Origin of the sequence: Alteromonas sp. I10, assembly GCF_003201515.1 — a bacterium.
GTDB classification, from domain to species: Bacteria; Pseudomonadota; Gammaproteobacteria; order Enterobacterales; family Alteromonadaceae; genus Alteromonas; species Alteromonas macleodii.
Genome location: NZ_QJJN01000001.1, coordinates 338,990 through 363,613, shown reverse-complemented (window position 1 = coordinate 363,613; position 24,624 = coordinate 338,990). Strand labels below are relative to the sequence as shown.

Sequence of the window (24,624 nt, the reverse complement as noted above, 5' to 3'; positions counted from 1 at the left end):
TGTACATGCTTTGCCGTATAATCCAAATAATGAATTTTAATAAGCGTAGCGAAATCAACGCTATGAATTAGTTATGCGCATGAAGAGGTAATTTTGACAACACCACTCGCTAGTGTATCAACCAAACAAGTCTTACAGTGGATTGGCTCACATTTACTTCGCTACAAAGCGCGCGTTGTAGGTGCAGTTATAGCACTTTTCACGGCCGCAGTTGCATGGCTTTTACTTGGGCAAGGCATTAAGTACGCTATCGACAGCGGCTTCATAGAAAACGCAGCGGATACGTTAAACAAAGCCACAGTATTAGTGCTAGCCATTACTATCGTGGCCTGTTTAGCAACATATGCGCGCTTTTACTTAATGACTTGGCTTGGCGAGCGCGTTAGTGCTGATATCAGAAACCAGGTATATGCGCACTTGCTGTCTCTTCCCCCTTCATTTTTTGCGGAACTTAGAACTGGCGAGGTCATTTCTCGATTTACCAGCGACACTACAATTATCCAGACTGTAGTGGGAATGAGTTTGTCGATGACCCTTCGCTCGGTCGTGACTTTCGTTGGTGCACTGGCACTTATGACGTTTTCTAGTCCCCTTCTTACCTTCTGTGTAATTGTTGCAGTACCCGCTGTGCTGGTTCCTATCAAAGTACTGGCGCCTCAAGTGCGCCGTTATGCCAAAGAAAGCCAAGACAAAGTGGCAGACTTGGGTGCTCGCATTGATGAAAGTCTCCATGAAATTATGACCGTACAGGCCTATACCGCTGAAAATGCCGAACGAATGCATTTCTCTAAAAAGGTAGAGCTTGCCATGGACGTAGCTAAAAAGCGTATTCACTATCGCTCACTACTTATTGGCTGCATCATGTGTATCAGTATGACGGCCATCATCTTTATTGCTTGGGTGGGGGCAAGACAAGTATTAGACGGCACTATGACCGTAGGTGAACTCTCCGCTTTCCTTTTCTATGCCGTAATGGCTGGCGGCAGTGTGGCTACAATCAGCGAAGTCATTGGTGAAGTACAGCGAGGTGTTGGTGCAAGTGAGCGTTTGTACGAGCTATTTACCACTGAGCCTTCTATTCGATCTTTGAATGGTGACACAGCTGAAGCCTCTGCTTCTTCAACGTACTCAGCATTAAAAGGAGCAAGCGCTAAACCGGTAATTTCCAAAGCAGCACCAAAAATAGAACTGGAAAATGTCAGCTTTGCTTACCCTAACAGCAAACCTTTGTTTAATAATTTGAACATTAACATTCAAGCGGGAGAACGCCTTGCTTTAGTGGGGGCAAGTGGAGCAGGAAAAACAACGCTGTTTCAATTATTAATGCGCTTCTACGACCCAAGTGCAGGACAAATACTGTTCAATGGAGCACCAATCAACAAAATGCCTGTAGATGTTCTGCGCCAACATATTGCCATAGTTACCCAAGAGCCCGTGGTATTTGCTGATACCGTGTTGGAAAACATTCGCTACGGCAGCCCACATGCAAGTGACGACGCAGTGATAAACGCGTCGAAGCAGGCATTTGCCCACGAATTTATCGATAACCTAGATGAGCGCTATAACACACAGTTAGGCGAACGAGGCGTAAAACTTTCTGGCGGTCAAAAACAACGTATTGCTATTGCTCGCGCTATTTTGGCCGACCGCCCAATTTTACTCCTCGATGAAGCAACAAGTGCGCTTGATGCGATGAGTGAGCGTATGGTTCAACAAGCGATAGATAGATTAATGGTAGGTAAAACCAGCATTGTGATTGCTCACCGACTTGCGACGGTGCAGCACGCCGATCGCATATTAGTTATGGATAAAGGTCAGGTCGTAGGAAGCGGCGACCATGCATCGTTAATGAAAAGCGATACCCTGTACAGGGAATACGCCGAACTGCAATTGCTTAGCTGAACCGCCTGTGGTGCTATACGGTACAAACAACGAGGTCGACCAATCGACTACAAAACATACGTTTTGGTAATACAAAAATAAAGGGCCAGCAGCTTTTTCTGCACAGGTTCCAATAACGCTACGGGTTTAAAATGAAAAATTCATTCTATGGTGCAATGAAGACATGGACAGTTCTTTGCGCTCTTTTTTTAATGATGGTGCCAACTGCAAATGCGCAGTTTATGGGAGACAGGCAAGCAAAGCTTGTAGTAACCAAGCCCATTGAATTTATGAACGAAACGCGAAAAGTGGAAGCAGTAGGTAGTGCTGAAGCCGTTCGTTCAATTGTGTTGTATCCTGCCGTCGCTGATGAAGTAACAGAAATTAACTTTGTCCCTGGGCAAACAGTAGAAAAAGGAAAGGTGCTTGTTCGTCTTGATGATAGACGTCAGCAAACGGCATTAAAACGCGCCAAACTCACTTTGGAAGACGCTCAGCGCACCGTAGAACGATTAGCATCAAGCTATAAGCAAGGCGCTGTGCCGGTCAGTGAATTGGACTTAGCACGCACTCAACGTGACCTTGCAGAAGTTGCATTGGAAGAAGCTCAAGCCGATTTACAAGACAGACACATCGTTGCGCCTTTTGACGGTGTTGTGGGCATAACTGACGTTGAAGTAGGCGATCGCATTAACGAGCAGACGGTTATCACTACACTGGATAATAGAAGCAAACTCTTTATTAACTTCAGAGCGCCTGAAGCAGCATTGCCCGTTTTACTGAATGCGCCAAACGTAACGCTTGAGCCATGGAGTGACAGAGAGAAACTAGTAAGAGCCGAGATAGCTCAGGTTGATTCTCGTATCAATGAGGCAGATAGAACGCTTCGCGCTAGAGCATTACTCGACAACTCTTCTGATCAATTTCGCCCTGGCATGAGCTTTCGGGTTAATTTAAGCATTGAAGGCGATCGCTTTGCTGCCATTCCAGAAGCCGCACTTTTGTGGGGAGCTACTGGCGCTTACATATGGCTTGCCGAAGACGGTAAGGCTAAACGTGTTGACGTGAGTGTTCATCAGCGTCTTAGAGGAACTATCCTTGTTTCGGGCGATATTGAAGAAGGTGACACACTAATTTCTGAAGGTGTACAACGCTTACGTACCGGACAAGAGATTACTACCGAACTGGCCGGAGGGCCTCAAGGTGAGTGATCCAAACCTATCTTCGTCAGTTAGCGACTTACCATCGCTATCTATTCGACGCCCGGTTTTTATTGTTGTACTAAACCTACTTATTGCTATCGCTGGGTTTGCTGCATTGAGCGGTCTTGAAGTGCGCGAGCTGCCCGATGTAGATACACCTCAGGTAACCGTTACAGCGGAATTCCCCGGCGCATCTCCTGAAACGGTAGATGCCGAAGTAACTGGTCGCCTTGAAGGTGCGGTTGCGCGTGTAAGTGGCGTCAAAGACATCTATGCGCAAAGTGAAGAAAACTCTGCCCGTGTTCGGGTTGAGTTTCGCCCCGGCGTTAACTTGGAAGACGCGGCTAACGAAGTACGTGAATCGGTCAGTCGAATTCAACGACAGCTTCCGGAAGATGTCGAACAAGTATCGATCATTCGGGCCGACAGCGACGCTCAGGCAGTTGTAAGCCTTGCTATTTCAAGTGATACCTTGGACATGGAGACGCTCACCGAACGCGTTGACACCGATGTAGCACCGTTGTTTTTAAGCATTCCTGGCGTTGCCGACGTTATGTTAGATGGAGAAAGAGAGCGTGTGCTGCGCGTTTCTGTGGATCCTCTACGATTAACCAGTTTTGGCCTATCGATGAGTGACATTGCTAATGCATTATCGCTTGCGCCTTTTGATGTACCCGCTGGCAGTATTCAATCTGCCGAACAAGCGTTAATCGTGCGAGCTGATGCAACTTCGGTATCGGCAGAAGATGTGGGTAACATTGTTGTAAGCGGTGACATTCGAATTAATGATGTTGCCAGTGTGTACTTCGGCCCTGCCGACACCACCAGCGTAGTTCGTTTGGATGGAACGCCAGTCATAGGCGTTGGCGTAATACGTCAAGCAAGCTCTAATACTATTGAGATTTCAGATGAAGTGCTGGCCATGGTCGCAGACCTCGACAAGCGTTTTACTGATATGCATATCGTAGTAACATCCGATGATGCAGAGTTTATCCGCGACTCGGTTAAAGAAGTGGTCGTTTCTCTCAGCCTTACCGTAGCGCTGGTTGTTGTTACATTGTTAGTATTTATCGGTTCGTGGCGCGCCACCATCGTCCCGGCCCTTTCGATACCCGTTTCGCTAGCGGGTGCACTGGCTATTATTTGGGGCATGGGCTTTTCCATTAATATTCTTACCCTCCTCGCTCTTGTATTGGCCACGGGTATGATAGTAGACGACGCTATTGTGGTTTCTGAAAATATACAGCGTCGTAGAAGTATGGGTCTAGGTGCCCGTGCGGCTGCCGTGGTGGGCACACGAGAAGTATTCTTCGCAGTGGTAGCAACAACCGCTGTACTCGCCTCAGTATTTATTCCCATCGCATTCCTTCCTTCTACTGCAGGGCTTTTATTCAGGGAGTTTGGAGGCGTATTAGCTGGCGCTGTTATAATCTCATCTTTCGTCGCCCTTTCCTTGGTTCCTGCACTTACCGCCCGACTTAAGGTGAAAGAAGCGAAAGAAAGCGGTTTGTTTAGCAGGACCTTTGGCCGTTTTGGCAACGCTTGTTTGCGCCTGTATCAGGCGTCATTATTAAAAGCGCTCAAATATGGCTGGGTAGTTGGTGTGTTAAGCTTAGCAGCAGGCGGTGGCGCTTATATTTTATCGCAAAATATCGATAATGAATTACTGCCAAGCGAAGACAGAGGCACAATTCGTATTTTTGCACGAGGTCCAGACGGTGCTGGCCTAAACTTTATGGACAGACAAGCTGAAAAGATGGAAGAACTGCTGCTTCCCTATGTGGATAACGGCACCATAGATTCCATTTACACGGTAGTCGGTTCGTGGGATCCCAACATCGTCTTTATCACAGCGCCTTTGAAGCATTGGGATGACCGAGACAAATCTCTGCAAGAAGTAGTAAATGAAATACGCCCTAAGCTTCAGCAAATTCCTGGTGCGCCAGGTAGTGCCTTTGGCGGCAATAGTTTGAACCTTCGCGGTCAAAGCGGCGGGCTTGAAATAGCTTTAACTGGCGACACTTATGAAAACATTTTCGAAGCTTCACAAGCATTCTCTCGTCAGATTGAAGATGCACTACCTGAACTAGGTAGACCGAGAATCAGCTACGACCCTACCCAACCTCAGATGAGAGTAAATATTGACAGACGCCGTGCTGAAGAACTGGGCGTGCCGCTTACCGATATAGCAAGTACCCTGCGCGCCGCTGTGAACGGCGATGATATCGCAGATTTGAATGTGGGCGACCAATCTATCCCTATCATGCTGCAAACTAATAATCGCAGTACATTAGATCCATCTGAGCTTACTAGCTTATATGTGAAAAGTACCGACGGAAACTTGGTGCCTCTTTCTAGCGTAGCTTTCATCAGTGAAGAAGGTGTTGCCGCTGAATTAGAGCGTCAGGCACAGCGCCGCGCAATTAAGCTGGAAATGGAATTGCCCGAAGACGTAGCGCTTAGTAATGTAGTGGAAAATATTCGCAATCTAGCAGCAGAATCATTACCGAACGGTATCGGACTTGTGTTTCTTGGCGAAGCACAAACTTATGAGGAAACGTCTAAGCAAGTAGCGCTTACCTATGTGTTGGCTTTTGTCATTGTACTGCTTGTATTGGCTGCACAATTTGAAAGTGTGAACAGTGCGGTTGTGGTTATGCTTACCGTTCCTTTTGGTATTGCAGCCGCGGTCTATGCCCTGTTTTTAACCGGCACCAGCATTAATATTTACTCGCAAATTGGCTTGGTAATGTTGATAGGTCTTCTCGCCAAAAACGCGATTCTTTTGATTGAATTTGCCGACCAGCTTCGCGATAAGGGTTATGATATTTACGATGCTATCGTTGAGGCTGGTAGAGTGCGATTACGCCCTATTATGATGACGCTGGTTTCAACAATCCTAGGTGGCCTGCCGCTCATTCTGTCCACAGGCGCTGGCGCAGAAGCTCGTAATGCTATTGGCTGGGTCGTATTTGGTGGATTGGGTATTGCCGTAGTATTTACTCTTTACCTGACACCGGTTTTGTATCTTGCACTTGCCCGATTTACCAAGCCACGTGCAGACGAAAGCGCTAAGCTTGAGAAGGAAATGGAAGAAGCCAACGCACAGCATTCCTAGGATTTACCCGCTTAAGTAGGCGCTATGCCTATTTAAGCGGCACCTAAACGGCGACTGTGCGCTAGGTTTGCTTTGAGAATTAAGAGAGACGCCCAAGCTACGTGTGTTGTAACAACAAGTGTTACTACCCGCGTTAAGGCTTGGGCGTTTTTTATTAAAAAACGGCTGATGCTAGAGCTTTCAAATGGATTAAGAACCTACTGCCCTAGTAGGTTTTACAGAACGCTTTGACTTTGGCTTTACCTGTAAAGGCGAGTAGTTGATCGACCATCCTATCAAAGTAAGGGTTGTAGGTTAGCCTTGCATACACCTTGTCTTTCTTATTAGTTGCTAACTCTTCATCAGCGTTATCGGGCTCAAATCCCCACGGCCCATACCACACTTCTTCGCCGGCTTTGCAGCGCGCTTCAGCGTCACTACCTTGACCGTTATCACATATGCGAAAGTCACTCGCAGTACCATATAGCGGGTTCTTATCTGAAAAAAGTGTACTCATATGAGAGGCTGCGCTAATACGCTGCTCCGGGACTTTCATGGTTTGCATGATGAGTGTATTTTCAGGTACATCGGGTTCGTCCTCACCCTGCCACAATAAACACTTGTGTGGATGAGTAAAATTATCTCTAAACTGTTCAGCTACTTTTTTTGTGTCAACCACACTGTCTTTTTCTGCCACCACCATAAGCACAGGTAAATTCAACGCACGCTTTTCTTTTTCCGATTTAGAGAATAAATCTTGAAGCACATTTACGCTTTCTTGATAGGCAGCGAACCCTGGCATTGCAGTGGAGTTATAGCGGCTTGGGTTATCTTCTTCTTCAACATTAGGCCAGGGAAATAATGAGTCAATATAAGGCGCTAAACGGGACACAAAGAAGCGTGATTTAAAGGCTGGTGAAAAATGCATTAGCCCTTTTATATCAAGCTCTTCAGCCATCGAAAAACTTGCTATTGTGGTCAAGTTAGCGCCCGTCGAAAAGCCACCAATGTAGAGGTTGTCTACTTCTTCGGAAAATAGTCGTATGTGATGATTAGTTTCTGTCTGCCATTGCTGATAGCTAACATTTAGCATGTCTCCGGGTTTTGAGCCGTGTCCCGGCAACAAGATGGTTCTAACGTGAATGCCCTCACTGCACATGGCGTTGGCAACATCACGAAAAAAGTAAGGTGAATCGCCCAATCCATGAACTAACAAGACGCCAATATTGCGGTATTGTGTGCCGCATTCAAATGGCATATTCATGGACATTTCTTGTGCTTTGTCGTCAGAAATAAATGCCCTATGTTCAAGCAAGTAACGTTCAACTTCATTTAGGTAATTATCGAAAGGCTGCACACCAACCGGGAAGGCCTGTGCACTGGCGCTGAACTGAGAACTGTGCGACGAATGGCAGCCGCTCAATAAGAACAGCGCGAGAGAAGCAGCACATGCGTGTGCTGCTTTAACGATAAAATTTGGCATTGTTAACGTTTAGGTCTGTGGCAATAAAAAGCGATTATTGCAGTGTATCTTTACCCGAAACTAAAGCTTTGGCGAGTAATTTATGGGTAAGTAATGATAGAAGTTCGGTTTCTTCCTCGCTTCGCTCGCCATCAACGCCCGTGATCGCCATTGCAACCTCTAACGTTTTCTCGGCATCAAACGATAGGTCGTGCTTCAAACTGCGTAAAAACGTCATGGCATCGCCGGTGTCAATGGCCTTTCGCGTTTGGTATATCGTGTCGTTTAGAAATGCTTCGCGACAGATTGGGCTTTGCCAGTCTAAAGACTCAACCATTGCATTCAGGTAGTCTTGTTCCGACAGTGTGACCATTCCGTCGACTTGATAAAGTAATACTGAAAGCTTGATAAGGGCTTGGTTAAAACTTTGTTCTTCTGATAATTGCATAACACTCTTCCTCTTCGTACTGTACGCGGCAGTACCACAACATGCTCTGCGTCCTAGCAGTAGCGATAATTTTTTTGTGTCTACACCGAGCTATTTAACACCCAAAGCATCAATAACGCGTCGTTGTTGAACTACGATAGGACCTATAAACCTTTAACTTGGTTCAAAGGTTTAACAGGGCTAATAATGTAGACCGCTGAATTGACGATAGTGTTACGCCGCGATGAAGCTTTTAGTTCACAATGTTAAATAAGTGTAAACACCTATTGCATTATAGGTGTTTTTTGACAGGTTCCAAGTGTCACACATCGCAAAAATTGGCGTGAAAAAGAAAAGAACGAAGTTAATCAATATTGTTAACTTACGTTTAAATTTGAACCGTTGACGTTGTATGAAAGCCTGGCACACCCTTATTAAACGTGGGCCAGACTTACTTTTACAGGCGATGGGTAAAATTAAGAAATGACGTTAACGCAAGCCCAAGGTGATATCGTTTATGTAGAAATTGCCCGTATAGACTTTATCGTTATTACCATGGGATTCTAATGCAAAAAACTGCTTATCTTCATCGTTTAGGGCTTGATACCCCCCAATCACCTGATAAATCCACACTTCAGGGTCAAAGTCTAAAGCCTGTTCTTCAAAGTAATCCAGCGCCGTTTTAGGCTGGCCAGAATCGATGACTTCACAGAAATACGCTTCTACCGCTTGCTGCAATGGATCTTTTTCAAGTGACAAGGTCGATTGCTCAGTCACATCAATGTCGACTGGTTTCGTGTCTTCGTGCTTAGTCTGACGTTTGTGTACGTGGGTTAACGACGCCACTATATTTTGGTAATCGGCTTCATGCTCAACGTTGTTCACGTCTGGAGCAGCGTTAGCAATAATCGCGTCCGATTGGTTAAACAACACAGGTACGTTAGTCAGGTTAGCGTAGTTGCCTGGCGCAAAATCAGGCTGCTGCTCCATGTGTAGCAAGAAGCCTTTAAGCAAGCGTGTTCGACCTTGGAACTCTCTGAACCGACCCAACAAGTCTAATAAGCGTGCTTGTACTACTGACAACTCCTGTGCGGCCTTGGCAAAGCGCTGCTGTAGCGACACCACCAGCAAGTGACGAAGTTCGCGGTTAGATCCTGCCAGTTCACTTAACTCATCAAAACGGAAACACTCAAGCTGAGCAAGTAAGTCGGTTACCTGTCCTTGCGCTAATTCATTTTCGCGAATTTTAGCTTCAACCGAAGACACGTAGCCAAACTCATTGTTAATACGGCCAAACATGACACGTACGCTATTACTCAATGATTCTGAAAGTTGATAGACATGCTCGGTCAAATCGCCCATGTGGGCTGCCGCTTCATTGTACTTGTTGTAATGAAGGGCTTCTTTATAGTGCTCGGTTAGGGTTTTAAGGCTTGCCAGCGACGCACCAATATTAGCGTTGATAGTTCGGTTGCGTTCGTCTTGTAAGCTCCCCTCTAAAAGGGTTCTCACAGCGCTTTTCAAACGCAGTTCGCTTTGCGCTTCCGGACGCCATAATACGCCTAGTTGAACAAGCTGTTCCAACACCTTAGGGCTGTGATCGCGCTCTTTTACCGAACCATTAATGTACGCCTGCATGATAAGGTCGCTGTGACGACCCAATGCGTTTAATAGTTTAGTCCCTGCCTGAATTAACACCTGGCTCATATCAAGCTACCTTGCGAAATAGCGGCCTCCGCCTGCTCAGATAAACTCAGCGCTTCAGTTTCATCAATGAAACGTAGCATTTCGTAAAGGTGTTCAATTTTGCCAGTGCCCAAATAAATCTGTTTATCTGGGTTTGGCTTAATCAGATAACCCATTTCAGTTAAGCGTTTAAACACCTGCTTTAGCTGACCATCCAAATTCACACTGGTAGAACCAAACATGCGATAGCGCGATATTTTCTCTAACTGCTCAGCATAGGCGGGCGTATCTTCAATGGTAGTTTGCAGCTCGTTTAATCGAATAGCGCTACCCATGGTAATGGGCATATCAGATTCATTAGCTTGCTGAACTAGCAATAACCACTCTACCAGAGGCACTAGGTTAGATGCTGTATCTTGGAACTGCTGTGTAAGCACTTTGCGCTCGTTCTCACCAATGGTGAGGAAGCTGGCAAAGAATACGTCACCCTCAGCGGTGGTCGATAATGTACGATTTAATAACGCTAAATGAGGTTCTAACTGCGCAGCGTTGTCTCTTGATTTAAGATAACGCCATGCCTCTTCATCGGTCACCTGACATATAAACGCGCCTTGTAAAAGTGCACTCAGTACACGGCCTTGTTCTGTCATCATGCTGATGTCTCCTCACCTGCTACTTCACTGTTCTTTTCTGCTTCTTTTTTCTGTTTAATGCGCGCCCCTATAGAGCTTGCTTTTGGCTGAACCACCTGCAGTTGGCGGGTTACCTTATCTATCAAGTAGCGGTTTTCAAACAACGTCAATACTTCTGACTCTGGGTTAGGGAATGCGCCGACTACACTAATGTTATTGTTTTGACACGCTTCAAAGATTTTCTTCACGTTGTTTTGGTGAAGTGTACCTAGTTCATCGATCGGCCAATGCACTGTGGCGTCGGCATCGCCGCGCAGCAGACGGGTGAAAGCGAGTAAGAATTTACACAGAATAAGGTAGGCCATACCGTGGCTTGATGACTCGTTAAGCTGGCGATCAGTACGAATGACAAGGTCACTTTTACCCTCACGAAGGTGTAGCTCGATATCAAGTAGCTTGCTAATGCCGCCCGTAAGCGCTGCACGGCCAAGAATATCAAGAACCCGGCGCATACTTTGACCGTACTCTTCCTCGGGTAACTCGTTAGCCCCCTCTTCCATCCAGTGCTCATAGAGCTTTCTGAATTGCTCAAGTTCGGGCCAGAATTCAAGTTCACTAATACGTGAGCGAATTTTAACAGCCGAGTCTGATACACCATCAAGAGAAAGGTCGCCGTCGACCTCTTGGGTAATACGGCGGCTTTGCGACACAATGCGTTTGTCGATATCGGCAAGTACAAAGTAGTATTGCGAAAGATCGGCACCAAAGATACGCCCTTGCTCACGCAAGCCCTGTAGCTTCTGCGGAACAATCACGTTTAGAAGCTGTGCCAAATGCGACACCATACGGCGATGATCAAAGCTCTTCACGCCGTGGGCGTTCAGCGTTGCACACTCTTCACGGGCGCGCTCCCACGTATCAGATAGCCCTGTGCCCGCTTGCGCGGCAATAAGCTGATCGAATCTTTCTACATAGGCGCGAATATCGCTTAGTAAGTTTTCGCGCTCTTGAAGCTGGCTTTGCACTTCTGAAATACGCTGACCAATACTTACATCGTCGTGCTTAATTTCAGCCGTTTCATCACCTGCCTGAAGCGTAAGCTTGGCAAGAGATTTACTTAAGGTTTTAACCTGTTCCAAGTGCTCACTGGCAGTTTTAAGCGTAGTTTCGAGCTGCCCGTGCTGCTCTTGAAGCTGTTCGCGGTTAGCTTTATAGGTTGCTTGTTTGCTGGCTAAATTACGCTCAGATTCGCCCAATAACTTACGCGACTTAGACAAGCCTTCCTGCCATACCACTTTTTGCTTGGTAAACACGTTAGTGTACCAACGCTCGTAGTCAGCTACTTTATGACGGTGGGTTTCAGTGCGCGTAATGTCTTCTTTAAGCTTATTGATTTGCTTTTTAAGCTGACCTATTTCATCAACATCCACACCGCGATTGCTCAATTCGCTTTCTAGCCAATCCTGCATATTTTTGCGGTCTTGGGCAGCATTGTCTTTCGCCTTACGCATGTCGCTATCAAGCTGAGATATACGTGCTTCACTGTCAGCAATAAGCTGCTGCCAATGGAATTTGTGTTCGGTTTCCGCTTCGCGCTGCTGATCTTTGATTTCGTCACGACTAAGCTCAAACTGCGCCTTCGCTTGCTTTTGCGACTGCTGATTCGCTTCAAGCTTAGTTTTGGCTTTTTGCTTACGTGCAGAAAGCGCCTGCTGATATTCGCTAAGTACCGTATCGCGGTCTTGCTGTGCACGTTTACGGCTGGCTTCGGCACTTTTAACGGCGTTGTCTTTTTGGGTAACCACAAGCTCGGCGTTGCGCACATCTTCGTTCGCTTTCGCTAAGCGCTGTTCGCATTCGTTTTGCGCAGCAAGGGCAGCGGCTTGACGAATTTCAGCTTCTTGCAGTTGCTGCTTAAGCGCTTGCTCGGTAAAGGCATAGTCTGGGGTATCAAGTTCAGTAAGCGCTAACTTAACGCCCATAAAGGTATGGCTGGCGCCTTGTGCGTCCTTTGCCATAGCAGGCGCTAAATCAGTGCGCTCTAGTAGCTCAGGGCGCACAACTTTACCTAAGGATAACTCCCAGTCATCGACATTGGCGCGCAAGAACTCAAGTAGCGAGCCTTCGCCAGGATAAAGAAGCGCATTAATCTTGTTAACCGCTTTTTCTTCTTGTTGAAAGGCGTTGCGTGCTTTATCTAAGGCATTTGAACATTCTTTGCGAAACTCAACTGATTTACTGTGCGCCTGCTGCGCTTGTCGCAGCTCACCACGCGCTGCATCTTCATTGATAGATGCTTCTTTGATGGCCGCATCAAGAATATCTAGCTGAGATTGTTCAAACTCGTTGTAGCCTGCGTTACTTAGTGAAGCTTTTAGTTCAGCTTCAGCAACTTTTAGCTCATTCAAACTATTTTGGTAATCGTTCTGAAGCGCGCTTAGCTGGCTATTGTAGTCGCTCTGAATGCGACTTAATGCTTCACGCTCGCTCTGCTGCTGCTCAGCTTTATTCTCTGCGGCTTCTTGGCGTGCGGCTGACATTTCTTCTAGAGTAATTGACAGCTTTTCACCTAGCTCAGCCAAGCGCTTGTTGTAGGCCGACTCAATATCTTGGTGTTTTTCAGTAAGCAGTACATAGCGACTATCGGCCATGGCCTTTTCATTTTGCCACTGCGACAAATTTGCGACGTCTTCTTTAAGCTGCTCAATATTTTCGTCTTGCCATTTATCGAATTCACGCTCTACCGTATCAAGTTCACTGGTGAACTTCTCAACATCAGCACGAGCAGATGAAATTACCTGGTTTAGGTGATCACGGGTATCACCCCACTCGCTGTCAGTTTGTTTGCGCTGGAAGCTATTCTCATCCAGTTCATTCTTTGTTGTTTCAACGCGCGCAGCCAAGTAGGTCTTATCAAGCTCGAAACTATGCTTAAGGTTAGCAAGCACTTGCTCTGTTGTGGTTAGCGCCATGTCAGCTTGTTCGAGTTTAGAAAATTCAGGGCGAATTTTATCGAACTGTTTAATTAAGTGACATTCTTTAATCCAGTCATCGACGCGGTGGCGGCTTAAGCCTGAAGTAGGTGGCGTAACACCATCCTCTTCTAAAATGGCGGCAATCATGGCCTTGATAGTTTCCATCTTGCCTTCTTTAGAGTGAACCGCTTTAGCCAACTTCTCAATGTGGCGCATGTGTTTCGACGGTTCGCAAAGGCTAAAGATTTTGGCGTAGCCTAATAGCTCACGGGCATTGTTACTCTGGTTAAGCACCCCGTGGTCGTTTTGAATGATTGCACGGAAGTCTTTCGTATTAAGTAAGCTCGTAACCAATATGTTGTTACGCTTCATGGCGCGTGCAAGCTCGGCGCTGCTTACACTAGCGTGTTTGCCGTTCTTTTGCTCTATCAAATAATCACTGATTTCAAATGGCTTGCCGATTAAACGATAATTGACGCCGGTTCCGTTTGAGCTTAACACTGCTTGGCACAGGTCACCTTCAGCACGCGTGTATTCATAAATAATAAAGCTAGATAAACGAGGCAAATACCAGCGTTCAAAGCTGTCACGGGTTGCCGGTACCACGCGACTTGGGTACTCGCCGTAAAAAACGGGAATAAGTCGTTGAAGCGTGGTTTTACCCGACGCATTGGTACCACAAATATTGGTGTGTCCATCAAGCTTTAGCTCGACCACGCCTGGTAAATGCGTGTCGATAAGAATAATACGTTTTAAGCCTGCCATAGTGTTCCTGTATCAATAACTCTGCCGCGTGAACGCTCACACAGCACAAAACTGTACCTGCTTTGATAGGGTAAAAGTTGCATACCTGAAAGAAAGCGAGCACATGCGCACGATGTAGCCCGTCAGTGTATTATGAATTCACGAATTTGCACAGATGCGCGGTGATTTGTTGGTTATAAAGCATGCTATTGTTTAAAAGTTAGTTGGCAAAGCTTTTGAATATCCCAATAACGCCAAATAAATATAAAGCGGCACGTACTGATTAGGTACGTGCTGCTTTAGCGAAAGCATTGAGCTTTCATAGAACAGCGATGAAATGAACGGTTTTTACAAGGCTGTTCATCAGTTGTTTTACTTCACTGACAATACATTTACCGACTCTGGTGCGGGATACATCATGCTAAAGCTGGGCGTAATATCACCCGAGGCTGCATTTAGAATATTGTCAAAGCGCAGGATCATGCCATTTGATTTTTCAGCAACATATACATGACCATTGCTGAGCATCAAGTCTACCGGATTACCCAACATTGAGTTCGGTCCTGCAATATTGACGGATACATCCGTTATGCCATCAGCACTGCCTGCGCCAGAAATCACGTACAATTTACCGTCAGTAGCATCCGCTGCGCTGCCTACATCAGAAATGACCAAACTATCGCTTTGGCTATCATAGTCTATGCCATGGATGTTGGTTGGCGCGGCAAATGCTGTCCCACCACTTGCAGGGACAATCAGCCTGTCTTCACCCGTAATTACGGTTTCACCGCTTTCCATTTTGCGCATCACTTCTTCAAACACGGCAACCGAACCGTTAGTTAACGCCAGATACGCGCTATCAGTTGATGGGTCGTAATCTACATCCCAAGGGCGCGCCCCGTTGGCCGCTTCAAGTGTTAATAGAGGCGCAACATTGCCTGACGCACAAGGCGAGAATACGCGAACGGCAGGAGTAGCTTCGTTAACATCTGCCACAAATACCACACCTGCTTCTGAGGCAATATCTAACCCTTTAGGTGCAATCAAGCCTGTATCGCTACCCGCAATCATGTGGTCGAAACTATCGCTATACATCATACCGTCTCTCATGGTTTTGAGGCGATTAATCACGAGTAAACCACCCGTTGAGGTTTCAACATCATCGAAGGTAATGACGCCATCACCGCTAGCCGTGAAAGCGGCACTCTCAATGCTCATACCAGCGTCAAAAGTGCTTAGCTCACTGGAAAGTACAGCGCTGTATTGCGCTACTTGCCCCGTGGTTGCACCTTCGCTTGCAGGGTTACTTGATACCGAAAGGCCCATAATAGGCATGGTAGTTATGCCATCGTCCGATGCGTCTTTCATCTCGTTCAGCTGAGTTAACTCGGCCAACGACTCTGGTTTTACTGAAGGCGTTGATAGTGTTGGTGCAACGTCGCCACTAGCACCGTTGAATATGTTTGAGAACACCAAAATGGCGTCATTGGATTTTTCCGCCACGCGAAGATCAGAACCGGTTAAAACAATGTCTACTGGATTACCAAGCTGGGTCGATGCGCCGCCAATCACTCTACTTGGTACAACAGCCCCGTCAGCCGTAGAGACATTTTCTAAAACAAAAATTTGACCATCATCAGCAATTGCAGCATCGCCAACGTCTGACAATACCATACGATTAGACATAGGCTCGTAAGCGATACCGTGCAGATTAATCGATATTTGATTTCCGTCTGCATCTGAAGGCACCACTGAACGCATAACTGTGGGCGCAAAATCAGAACCAGCGACACTATCGTAAACCGCGAGTGTCCCATCGGTCAGTGCAACAAACAATCTATCGCTTTGTTCGTCATAGGCCACATCCCATGGTTTTGCTGAGGTCATTATTTCTGCAATTGGTGCAACATTGCCTGCTGCTTGGCCACCGAATACGCTAACCTTTTGACCGTTAAAGTCAGCCACCATAACTAAACCTGCATTTTCAGCAAAGGCAATACCTTTCGGATTAACAAGGCCCGTAGTTGCGCCCGTTATCTCATGCCCTGTACTCATCATGTAGTCGGCTTGAGCTTCAAAATTACAAAGCGTTCTTAATAACGGTAAATCACTGTCGCCAGCTTGTACCAAGCTTCCGCTTTGCGTGAATACAATCCCCTCATTCGCTCCAGTGGTTACCGTAGACAAAACATTTGCGTTTTGGTCAATAGAAGTAACCGTATTGCGGTTGTCATCGCCATTATTTGCGACCAAGAATGTCGCAGACGCGAAGCCTGGGGTTCCATCTTGACCGGGTGCACCATCTTGGCCAGGCGCGCCATCAGTCCCATCGACACCATCTGTTCCGTCGTCACCGTCGCAGGCACTTAGCGCGAGAACCATTGCCGTCGCCAACAGTGACAGTTTTAATTTTTGCTGTGATGTTTTATTGAATTCCATCTTCATCTCCGTACTTGTTGATTCGTGAAGAGACGTCACTTAAACGCGCGATGCGATAAGTACTGCTCACGTCCTGTTCAACAAGCCAAACGATTGATGAGTGAAACTGGATGCAAAAAAAATAAAAAAACCTCAATGCATTGCTGCGATTGAGGTTTTTAAGCATTGTTAAGTAATGCGATAGTCTTTTAACGTGGTGGGAAGCCACCGCCTCCGCCAAACCCGCCAGGACCGCCGAATCCACCCGGGCCGCCTGGACCACCAGAGCCTCCAAAACCGCCACCCGGAGGCATCATGCCTTTCATCTGGCGCATCATCTTCTTCATGCCGCCGCCAGACATCTTTTTCATCATTTTCTGCATTTGCGTAAACTGTTTAAGCAAACGGTTTACGTCTTGAATTTGCGTACCTGAGCCTGCCGCAATACGGCGCTTACGCGACCCTTTAATCATATCTGGACGTGCACGTTCAGCCGGGGTCATTGAATTAATGATGGCTTCCATTTGGTTGAACTGCTTGTCGTTTGCCTGATCTTTAATTTTGTCAGACATACCGCCCATGCCAGGAAGCTTATCAAGCATTCCCATCATGCCGCCCATGTTCTTCATTTGCTCAAGCTGATCTTTAAAGTCTTGCAGGTCGAAGCCTTTTCCTTTCTGTACCTTCTTGGCCAGCTTTTCCGCTTTCGACTTATCGACTTTACGCTCAACCTCTTCGATAAGGCTAAGTACGTCGCCCATGCCCAAGATACGAGACGCAATACGCTCAGGGTGGAAAGGCTCAAGTGCATCAACCTTTTCGCCCATACCGATAAACTTGATAGGTTTACCCGTGATGTGACGAACCGACAGTGCAGCACCACCTCGTGCATCACCATCTGCTTTGGTCAGTATTACACCGGTTAGCGGTAGCGCGTCGTTAAACGCCTTTGCCGTATTCGCAGCATCCTGACCGGTCATGGCATCAACCACGAACAGAGTTTCAATTGGCTTAACAGCAGCGTGAAGCTCTTTAATTTCGTCCATCATGTCGTTGTCGACATGCAAACGACCTGCTGTATCCACTAGTAGTACATCGAAGAAATTCTTCTTCGCTTCAACAATGGCATCGTTAACGATATCAATGGGCTTTTGTAAAATCGTTGACGGGTGAAAAGCTACATTCACTTCACCAGCAAGGGTTTCAAGCTGCTTGATAGCGGCCGGACGATAAACGTCGGCACTCACTACCATCACTTTCTTTTTCTCGCGCTCAGTTAGGTATTTCGCAAGTTTACCTACAGACGTAGTTTTACCCGCACCTTGTAAGCCCGCCATAAGCACAACAGCCGGAGGTTGAGTTGCGAGGTTAAGCTTTTCGTTCGCCTCCCCCATCACCGACTCTAGTTCAGACTGAACGATTTTAATAAATACTTGGCCAGGCTTGAGGCTTTTGGTTACTTCGGTACCAACTGCACGTTCTTTTACCTGTGCAACAAACGCTTTTACTACGGGTAGCGCAACGTCGGCTTCAAGTAGCGCCATACGCACTTCGCGTAGCGTTTCTTTAATATTGTCTTCAGTAAGACGCCCTTTACCACTGACATTTCGTAATGTCTGGCCTAAGCGTTCTGATAAATTCTCAAACATAGTATGAAACTTCTTTTTATTTCAGACGTAATGCCCGCATTGTAACGTAAAAGCGAACGGTAACGTACCCACAATTGCGGTTAAATTTTTAAACTTTTGCGTCAAGGGTTGTCGAAATTTGATGTACGAATTTCGAAGTTGATATGGAGTAAAAATTGTCCTTCCATGATCCTATACCCACACTAAAAGTGGGTGTGAAACAAACAAAATCAAGGAGATGGTTGAATTTACTTGCAAGTTGCAGTATCAATACCGACTCAGTCGGTGAAGACGTCACCTACCTATTACAGGACGCATCATGAACACCCTTTTCGCCATTTCTGCTGCTTTACTCTACGCATTAGCTGCGGCAGTACTTATTGGCAAATTCGTACACCAAGACGGCCCGAATAAGCGATTAGGGCTATCCATCGCTAGTGTTGGGGCAATTGCACATATCGCTTTTCTCACCAACGTTATTATTGTCGCGCCTGGGCAAGACATGAGTGTAACCAACGTACTTTCATTAGTGTCGTGGATAATCACAGTATCCATGCTTATATTTGCCCGCGCCATTCCTAATCTTATTTTACTTCCTGTTGTTTTCGGCTTTGCAAGTCTTACGGTACTCGCCTCACAGTTTATTCCCGTGTCGTACATCATGCACATAGAGCTGCAGCCGGGCTTAGTTATCCATATTAGTTTGTCATTGTTTGCTTACTGCACTTTGGTCATTGCATTCTTATACGCACTGCAAATGTCCTACATTACCTACCGGTTAAAGCAAAAAGGTGCTGCGCTACTACATTCATCACTACCGCCTTTAATGCTTGTAGAAAACATTTTGTTCAAGCTGTTGCTTGCGGGAACTTGTTTACTAACCGTCTCACTAATTAGCGGGTTTGTTTTCTTAGAAGATATGTTTAACAAAACTTACGCGCATAAAACGGTGCTATCAGCGGCCGCTCTCGTTGTTTTTCTCATTCTTTTAATAGGCCAGAAACTTCGAGGTTGGCGCGGGCGACAAGTTATTGTGATGACAGTCTTGGGTGTGACGCTACTGTCCCTTGCCTATTTTGGTAGCAAATTAGTTCGCGAATTTCTTCTTTAAAACTCCCTGTATTTATTGCTGAGATCGCTGCAGGGCTGGCTTTTTAGGCGGCTCGGCGGCGCTTGTCACTTTTTGGTGTTATCTAGTTAATTAGGGGCATATCAGCAATTTTCCCTTGAAACTCGCACCTCAAATCAATACATTTGAAGCCTAAGTTAAGACAGGAACCCATTAATTGGACGACATATCAACGAGTACGCTGTTTATCGCGCTCGGCGTACTCATATTACTATCTGCGTATTTCTCTAGTTCAGAAACTGGCATGATGTCGATTAATCGTTATCGACTCAAGCATTTGCAAGGAGAAGGCAACCGCTCAGCTATACGTGTTGCTAAACTTCTAGAACGACCTGATCGCCTTATCGGCCTTATTCTCATCGGAAACAACTTAGTTAATATTGCAGCATCCTCGCTTGCAACCATACTTTGTATTCGTTTATTCGGTGACTATTGGGGGCTGTTTGCTGCTACCTTTGGCTTAACGCTGGTTCTACTTATTTTTGCAGAAGTAACGCCGAAAACACTGGCTGCGCTGTATCCAGAAAAAGTGGCATTTCCGAGCTCCATTATTCTGCTTCCACTGCTTACCTTGCTGTACCCTTTTGTGGCAGCAATTAACGGTATCACAAACGGCATTCTCGCTTTGCTAAGAATTAGTCCTGCAAGTGGAAGTGACGACTCGTTAAGTAGAGAAGAGTTAAGAACCGTGGTTTTTGAAGCTGGTGCCATGATCCCTAAGCGACACCAAGATATGTTGGTGAGTATTTTGGACTTAGAAAGCGTAACGGCCGAAGATATCATGGTGCCACGTGCTGAAATTTTTGCTATCGACATTAACGACGATTGGAAGAAAATTCAAAAAGCCTTAACCCATGCTCAACATACCCGTGTTTTATTATACCGAGACAGTGTCGACGATGCGGTCGGCTTTGTGCATGTGCGTGACGCCCTGCGCCTACTATCAAAAGACCAGTTTACTAAATCAAGCTTGCTTCGCGCAGTTCGTGAGATTTACTACACGCCTGAATCTACCCCGCTGCACACGCTGATGTATAAGTTTCAAGCGGAAAAAGAGCGCATTGCTCTGGTTGTTGATGAGTATGGCGACATTATGGGTCTAGTCACTCTTGAAGATATTCTTGAAGAGATTATCGGTGACTTTACCACCAGTATGGTTCCAGACCACAGTAAGGAAGCACATGTACAACAGGATGGTTCAGTATTGGTTGATGGTAGTGCCAACGTCCGAGAATTGAACAGAGAAATGGATTGGAACCTGCCTACGGAAGGCCCTAAAACCCTTAATGGTTTATTACTTGAGTATCTTGAAGATATTCCTGAGAACAAAGTAAGCGTGCGTTTGGCGGGTTATCCGTTAGAAATTGTAGACATTTCAGAAAGCATGATAAAAACCGTCAGAATCATGCCGGAATACTATGTTGCACCTAAAGAGTCGAATAACGACCACTAAACGTTTTGGTAGTTAACCTGCCTTTCGGCCTTATCAGCTAACCTTTTGATTCGTCAGCTAGACGCTGTGCTCTATTTGCCAGCGCTCTAGCTTTCGCAGCAGCGACCTTATCTGACAATTCAGATAATTTGGCAATAATATCCTGCGTCTCCTTATCTTCACGTAAATCAGCCTCCGCCATATGCGATTGCAATGAACGTTTAAGGAGCTCAGGAATAGATTTGCTGTCCATTTCCCAACCCTTCAATAGAATAAACTTTGACACTCTCAAAGAGTCTATCGACCATGTGGGAATATACTTAACGATTAATTGTTCAATTTCCGAAATTAATCGCTAAGAAGGAGCAAGGCGTTTACAGCCCTTGATAATGCGTTACCAGCGTGCCTTTGTGCTCTTTTAAAGAATACTTGATAACAGCAATTGAGGCCGTAGAAAACAAACTTGTGGTGTAAGACTGGCACAGTTCATCAACGAGATAGCTAACTAGCGGCATGTGACTAACAACAAGAAGTTTTTTGATTGGTTTTTTGGAATTGACCGCGGCGTGAAGAAGTCCATCAATATAATCACTCACCAGTCTTGGCGAGCCTTCCGGAACAATATCTTCATTATTTTCAACTTTGTTCGCAATGATATCAAGCGATACCATATCATGGGTCTGTTTGGCTCGACGATAAGGGCTCACAAGCGCTAAGTCCACAATGCCTTTCTGGCAATACTGGTCTTTTAACCATAAAGCTGCTGTTTTGGCTTGCTCTCTACCTAATGGTGTAAGTTGCCTGCTTTTATCATCGAGTCTGGGCGCTTCTGCTTCACCGTGACGCATAATGAAAAGATAAATGTCGTCGTTGCTACTTTGACCTGACATAACATTGCGCATAGTATTAATGAAAGTATGCTAACGATATCAGAGAGCTGATACTACGCCTAGCGCTAAACCGCGAATAGTGAGAATTTTCGTACATTATTTAACGTTTTGTGAAGTTTCTCTTTATAGACGCTCCAGCAGTAAGGTGCTCTTGACCAAAAACGAGACAATGTGAACAACACCATAAATTTAGAAAACGCACATCACGTTACTTTACCTAATGGGTTGCATGCCATGTTATGTCACACGCCAGAAGCGAGTGAATCTTTTGTTTCAATGGCGGTAAGAGCCGGACACTTTTATGACCCAAACGATTGCCAAGGGTTAGCCCATCTTCTTGAACACATGCTTTTTATGGGTAGCCGTCATTTGCCCAAACCCAATGCCATAAATGGATTCATTGAGCAACACGGCGGCACAATCAATGCGTGGACAGGTACCGAGTACACAAATTACCATTTCAATTGCAGCGGTGACGCTATTGCGCAAACATTGCCTGCATTTGCAGATATGCTTAGGCAACCCTTATTTGAAGAAGACGCGCTAACCAACGAAATAAAGAACATTCATGCTGAATTTGAGTTTAAGAAAAAAGACGACCTTCGCCGCCTTTATCAAATTCATAAAGAGACATGTAATCCAGAGCATCCTTTTGCAAAATTTTCTGTAGGCAATTGCGATACCTTTTCTCAACACAAATGTACAGAGCTTAAACGTCGCCTGAAGGCACTGCACCAATCGTATTACTGTGCGCTTAATATGCGCTTGTGCATAGCCAGTCCTATGCCAATACGTCAACTCGAGGCGTTAGTGAATCAGTGTTTTGGGACATTGCCAAGTGGACAGTTAGCCTCTGACGACTGGCCTTCGCTTTACACAGAAAATGAACTTGGCATTCAAATCAACATTCATCCGCTGCAATCTGCTAGACGTATGATAGTGACATTTGCCCTCCCCGCTTTACAGAACGACTACAAAACCAAACCGCTGAACTACATCAGCCATTTGATTGGTGACGAAGGTGAAGGAAGCCTACTTGCCTATTTAAAAGAAAAAGATTGGGCGTTAAACCTGATAGCGGGCTCTGGCATAGAAGGCGATAAATTTAAAGATTTTAACGTGAGCTTTCAGCTTACCCAGGAAGGCCTTAAACACAAAGCGCAGGTGTTAGAGGCACTATTTAGCTACATCGAATTAATTAGAGAAGCATCGACTGAAGAGTGGCGCTTTCACGAAAAGTCGCAGCTAAACGCGCTGGCTTTAGAGTACGAAGAAAATGTGAAGCCGCTTGGGATCATAACTGAGTATGCACAGCATCAATTTATATTCGAACCTGACGAATTAAATAGACTTCGCTCTACTATTGGTAGTTATGACAGAAGCATAATTGAGCATGCACTATCTTTTTTCACGCCCAAGAACCTTCGTTTAAAGGTTATATCAAAAGATGTTAAAACCACTCAGGTTTGCGCATTTTATGAGGCTGAATATAGCGTTGAAGGCATCGACGATGCGCTAATACATTCACTTGAAAGCGCAAAGAAAATTCCAGAATTGTGTCTTCCCCCACCCAACCCTTATTTGGCGAGCGAATACACGCTTATCCTCCCTGAAACGGGGTTTAATGTTCCAAATAGGTTGGTAGATAATGGTGGCTATCGATTTTGGTTCGCTCAAGACCAACAATTCCATAGCCCTAAAGGCGATATTTATATCTCTTTCGACGCAGCTCAGTTTTCAGACTCTTTGACCTCTGTTGCGGCCAAGCGAATTTGGCTCGGCGCACTTAACGATCATCTCCAAGCTAAATACTACCGAGCTGAAATAGCAGGACTTCACTATCGGATTTATGGGCATCAAGCTGGATTTACCCTACACACCCGTGGTTTTACGAATCAGCAGACATTATTAGCAAGTCAACTTCTTGACGCCGTTCTCGGTTTTATTCCCGACGAAAGAGCCTTTGAACATCACAAAGCACTTCAAATTCAAAGCCTTCATAATTCACTGTTAAATAAGCCGACTAACCGTTTATTCTCTCGTTTAAGTGTTCTTATTCAACGCAACACGCAAGCGCCAGTTGAATTGTTAGACGTGATAGAAAACATCTCTTATAACGAGATGCTAGGCTGTCGCAGTGCAGCCTTTGAGCATTATTTTGTAGAGGCATTTATGCATGGCAACTGGGCAAGCGAAGAAGCAAAGGCATTTTCGACGTCGCTTCATAGCCATTGCAAAAATGCAGGGGGAGCTCCCCTTTCTCGTGCCGTATCTAAGCTGCCTGTAGGCGGAACTCTTTATCATGAAGTGTTGTGTAATCACGATGACTCAGCGGTCGTACTTTATTTACAAGCACCTTCTCCTAGCCTCACCGACACCGCATTATGTATGGTTCTTGAACAGATGCTGGCAGCACCGTTCTTCAATTCGTTAAGAACAGAACAGCAATTGGGATACATAGTCGGTACAGGCTATGTGCCACATAATCAACACCCCGGAATGGCATTCTATATACAAAGCCCGCAATGCAGTCCAAAGCAGTTGCTAGATGCAATGACCGCCTTTTTATTCCAGCAACTCAATGAAATAGAGTTCTATCGTTTTTATTGGCCGACTATCCAACAAAACCTTATTAAGCAGTTAGAAGAGAGAGACCTTACTCTTTCGATGAAGTCACAGCGTTTATGGGTAAGTTTGGGTACGCAAGATTTAGAGTTTAATAGAAATGCAAAGCTTGCTGAAAGGATCAAAGGCTTGAGTTTCGAAGAGATTCAAGACTTCGCGCATCAACTCGCTAAACGAGAGCGCTGCGGGGAATTGGTGCTGTTCTCTCGTGGAAAATTTGAGAGTATTCCCACGCAAGAAAAACGAACGATTAACAGTATTTCTGAATTCAAAAAAGAAATTCCTTACTACTAACGCTGCATGTAGGCACGTGCCACGGTCGTTAAGATTTTAATCAATCTGCCGATACCCAGTGGTATTCGCAGACAAGGTTGGTTAATAAGTAAACCATCATTC

The 24,624-nt window shown here is 45.7% G+C and carries 15 protein-coding genes; 6 read left to right on the top strand and 9 right to left on the bottom strand.

Annotation, left to right across the window (positions count from 1 at the left end):
- Window positions 1–93 precede the first annotated feature (93 nt).
- The 3 genes from BZA03_RS01450 (at window position 94) to BZA03_RS01440 (ending at window position 6,201) form a co-directional block, all read left to right on the top strand.
- Window positions 94–1,902, top strand: a complete 1,809-nt coding sequence (locus BZA03_RS01450; RefSeq protein WP_110287772.1) for an ABC transporter transmembrane domain-containing protein — start codon at window positions 94–96, stop codon at window positions 1,900–1,902.
- A 131-nt stretch (window positions 1,903–2,033) separates the two neighbouring features.
- On the top strand, window positions 2,034–3,092 hold the full coding sequence (locus BZA03_RS01445; protein ID WP_110287771.1) for an efflux RND transporter periplasmic adaptor subunit: 1,059 nt from the start codon (window positions 2,034–2,036) through the stop codon (window positions 3,090–3,092).
- A complete protein-coding gene (locus tag BZA03_RS01440) occupies window positions 3,085–6,201 on the top strand; it encodes an efflux RND transporter permease subunit (protein WP_110287770.1) in 3,117 nt (1,038 codons plus the stop codon). The genes BZA03_RS01445 and BZA03_RS01440 overlap by 8 nt, the downstream gene beginning before the upstream one ends.
- Window positions 6,202–6,406: 205 nt before the next feature.
- On the opposite strand, the gene BZA03_RS01435 is transcribed toward BZA03_RS01440, so the two are convergent.
- The 7 genes from BZA03_RS01435 to ffh form a co-directional block, all read right to left on the bottom strand.
- The gene (locus tag BZA03_RS01435; protein WP_110287769.1) at window positions 6,407–7,663 is read right to left on the bottom strand and encodes a carboxylesterase; all 1,257 of its coding nucleotides are present in this window, start codon (window positions 7,661–7,663) and stop codon (window positions 6,407–6,409) included.
- A 34-nt stretch (window positions 7,664–7,697) separates the two neighbouring features.
- Window positions 7,698–8,090: a TerB family tellurite resistance protein gene (locus BZA03_RS01430; RefSeq protein WP_039227263.1), complete on the bottom strand. Its 393-nt coding sequence runs from the start codon at window positions 8,088–8,090 to the stop codon at window positions 7,698–7,700.
- Window positions 8,091–8,558: 468 nt separating this feature from the next.
- Complete coding sequence (locus BZA03_RS01425; RefSeq protein ID WP_110287768.1) at window positions 8,559–9,776, bottom strand: phosphoenolpyruvate carboxylase; 1,218 nt, start codon at window positions 9,774–9,776, stop codon at window positions 8,559–8,561.
- Window positions 9,773–10,408 (bottom strand): hypothetical protein, encoded by a 636-nt coding sequence (locus tag BZA03_RS01420; protein ID WP_014976014.1) that lies wholly within the window; start codon window positions 10,406–10,408, stop codon window positions 9,773–9,775. The genes BZA03_RS01425 and BZA03_RS01420 overlap by 4 nt, the downstream gene beginning before the upstream one ends.
- Window positions 10,405–14,127, bottom strand: coding sequence for an ATP-binding protein (locus tag BZA03_RS01415; protein ID WP_110287767.1), 3,723 nt, complete (start codon window positions 14,125–14,127; stop codon window positions 10,405–10,407). The genes BZA03_RS01420 and BZA03_RS01415 overlap by 4 nt, the downstream gene beginning before the upstream one ends.
- Before the next feature lie 351 nt (window positions 14,128–14,478).
- Complete coding sequence (locus BZA03_RS01410; RefSeq protein WP_110287766.1) at window positions 14,479–16,545, bottom strand: YncE family protein; 2,067 nt, start codon at window positions 16,543–16,545, stop codon at window positions 14,479–14,481.
- A gap of 188 nt (window positions 16,546–16,733) precedes the next feature.
- Entirely contained in the window at window positions 16,734–18,173 is a 1,440-nt protein-coding gene (gene ffh / locus BZA03_RS01405) for a signal recognition particle protein (protein WP_110287765.1), read from the bottom strand.
- 298 nt (window positions 18,174–18,471) lie between these two features.
- Between ffh and BZA03_RS01400 the strand changes: the two genes are divergently transcribed.
- Both BZA03_RS01400 and BZA03_RS01395 read left to right on the top strand, forming a co-directional pair.
- Window positions 18,472–19,263, top strand: a complete 792-nt coding sequence (locus BZA03_RS01400; RefSeq protein WP_014948818.1) for an inner membrane protein YpjD — start codon at window positions 18,472–18,474, stop codon at window positions 19,261–19,263.
- A 175-nt stretch (window positions 19,264–19,438) separates the two neighbouring features.
- Entirely contained in the window at window positions 19,439–20,734 is a 1,296-nt protein-coding gene (locus tag BZA03_RS01395) for an HlyC/CorC family transporter (protein ID WP_014948817.1), read from the top strand.
- A gap of 37 nt (window positions 20,735–20,771) precedes the next feature.
- On the opposite strand, the gene BZA03_RS01390 is transcribed toward BZA03_RS01395, so the two are convergent.
- Window positions 20,772–20,966: a hypothetical protein gene (locus BZA03_RS01390; RefSeq protein ID WP_014978722.1), complete on the bottom strand. Its 195-nt coding sequence runs from the start codon at window positions 20,964–20,966 to the stop codon at window positions 20,772–20,774.
- A gap of 121 nt (window positions 20,967–21,087) precedes the next feature.
- Window positions 21,088–21,603, bottom strand: a complete 516-nt coding sequence (gene sixA / locus BZA03_RS01385) for a phosphohistidine phosphatase SixA (RefSeq protein WP_014976012.1) — start codon at window positions 21,601–21,603, stop codon at window positions 21,088–21,090.
- Window positions 21,604–21,774: 171 nt separating this feature from the next.
- Between sixA and BZA03_RS01380 the strand changes: the two genes are divergently transcribed.
- The gene (locus BZA03_RS01380) at window positions 21,775–24,522 is read left to right on the top strand and encodes an insulinase family protein (RefSeq protein ID WP_110287764.1); all 2,748 of its coding nucleotides are present in this window, start codon (window positions 21,775–21,777) and stop codon (window positions 24,520–24,522) included.
- The last annotated feature ends 102 nt before the right edge of the window (window positions 24,523–24,624 follow it).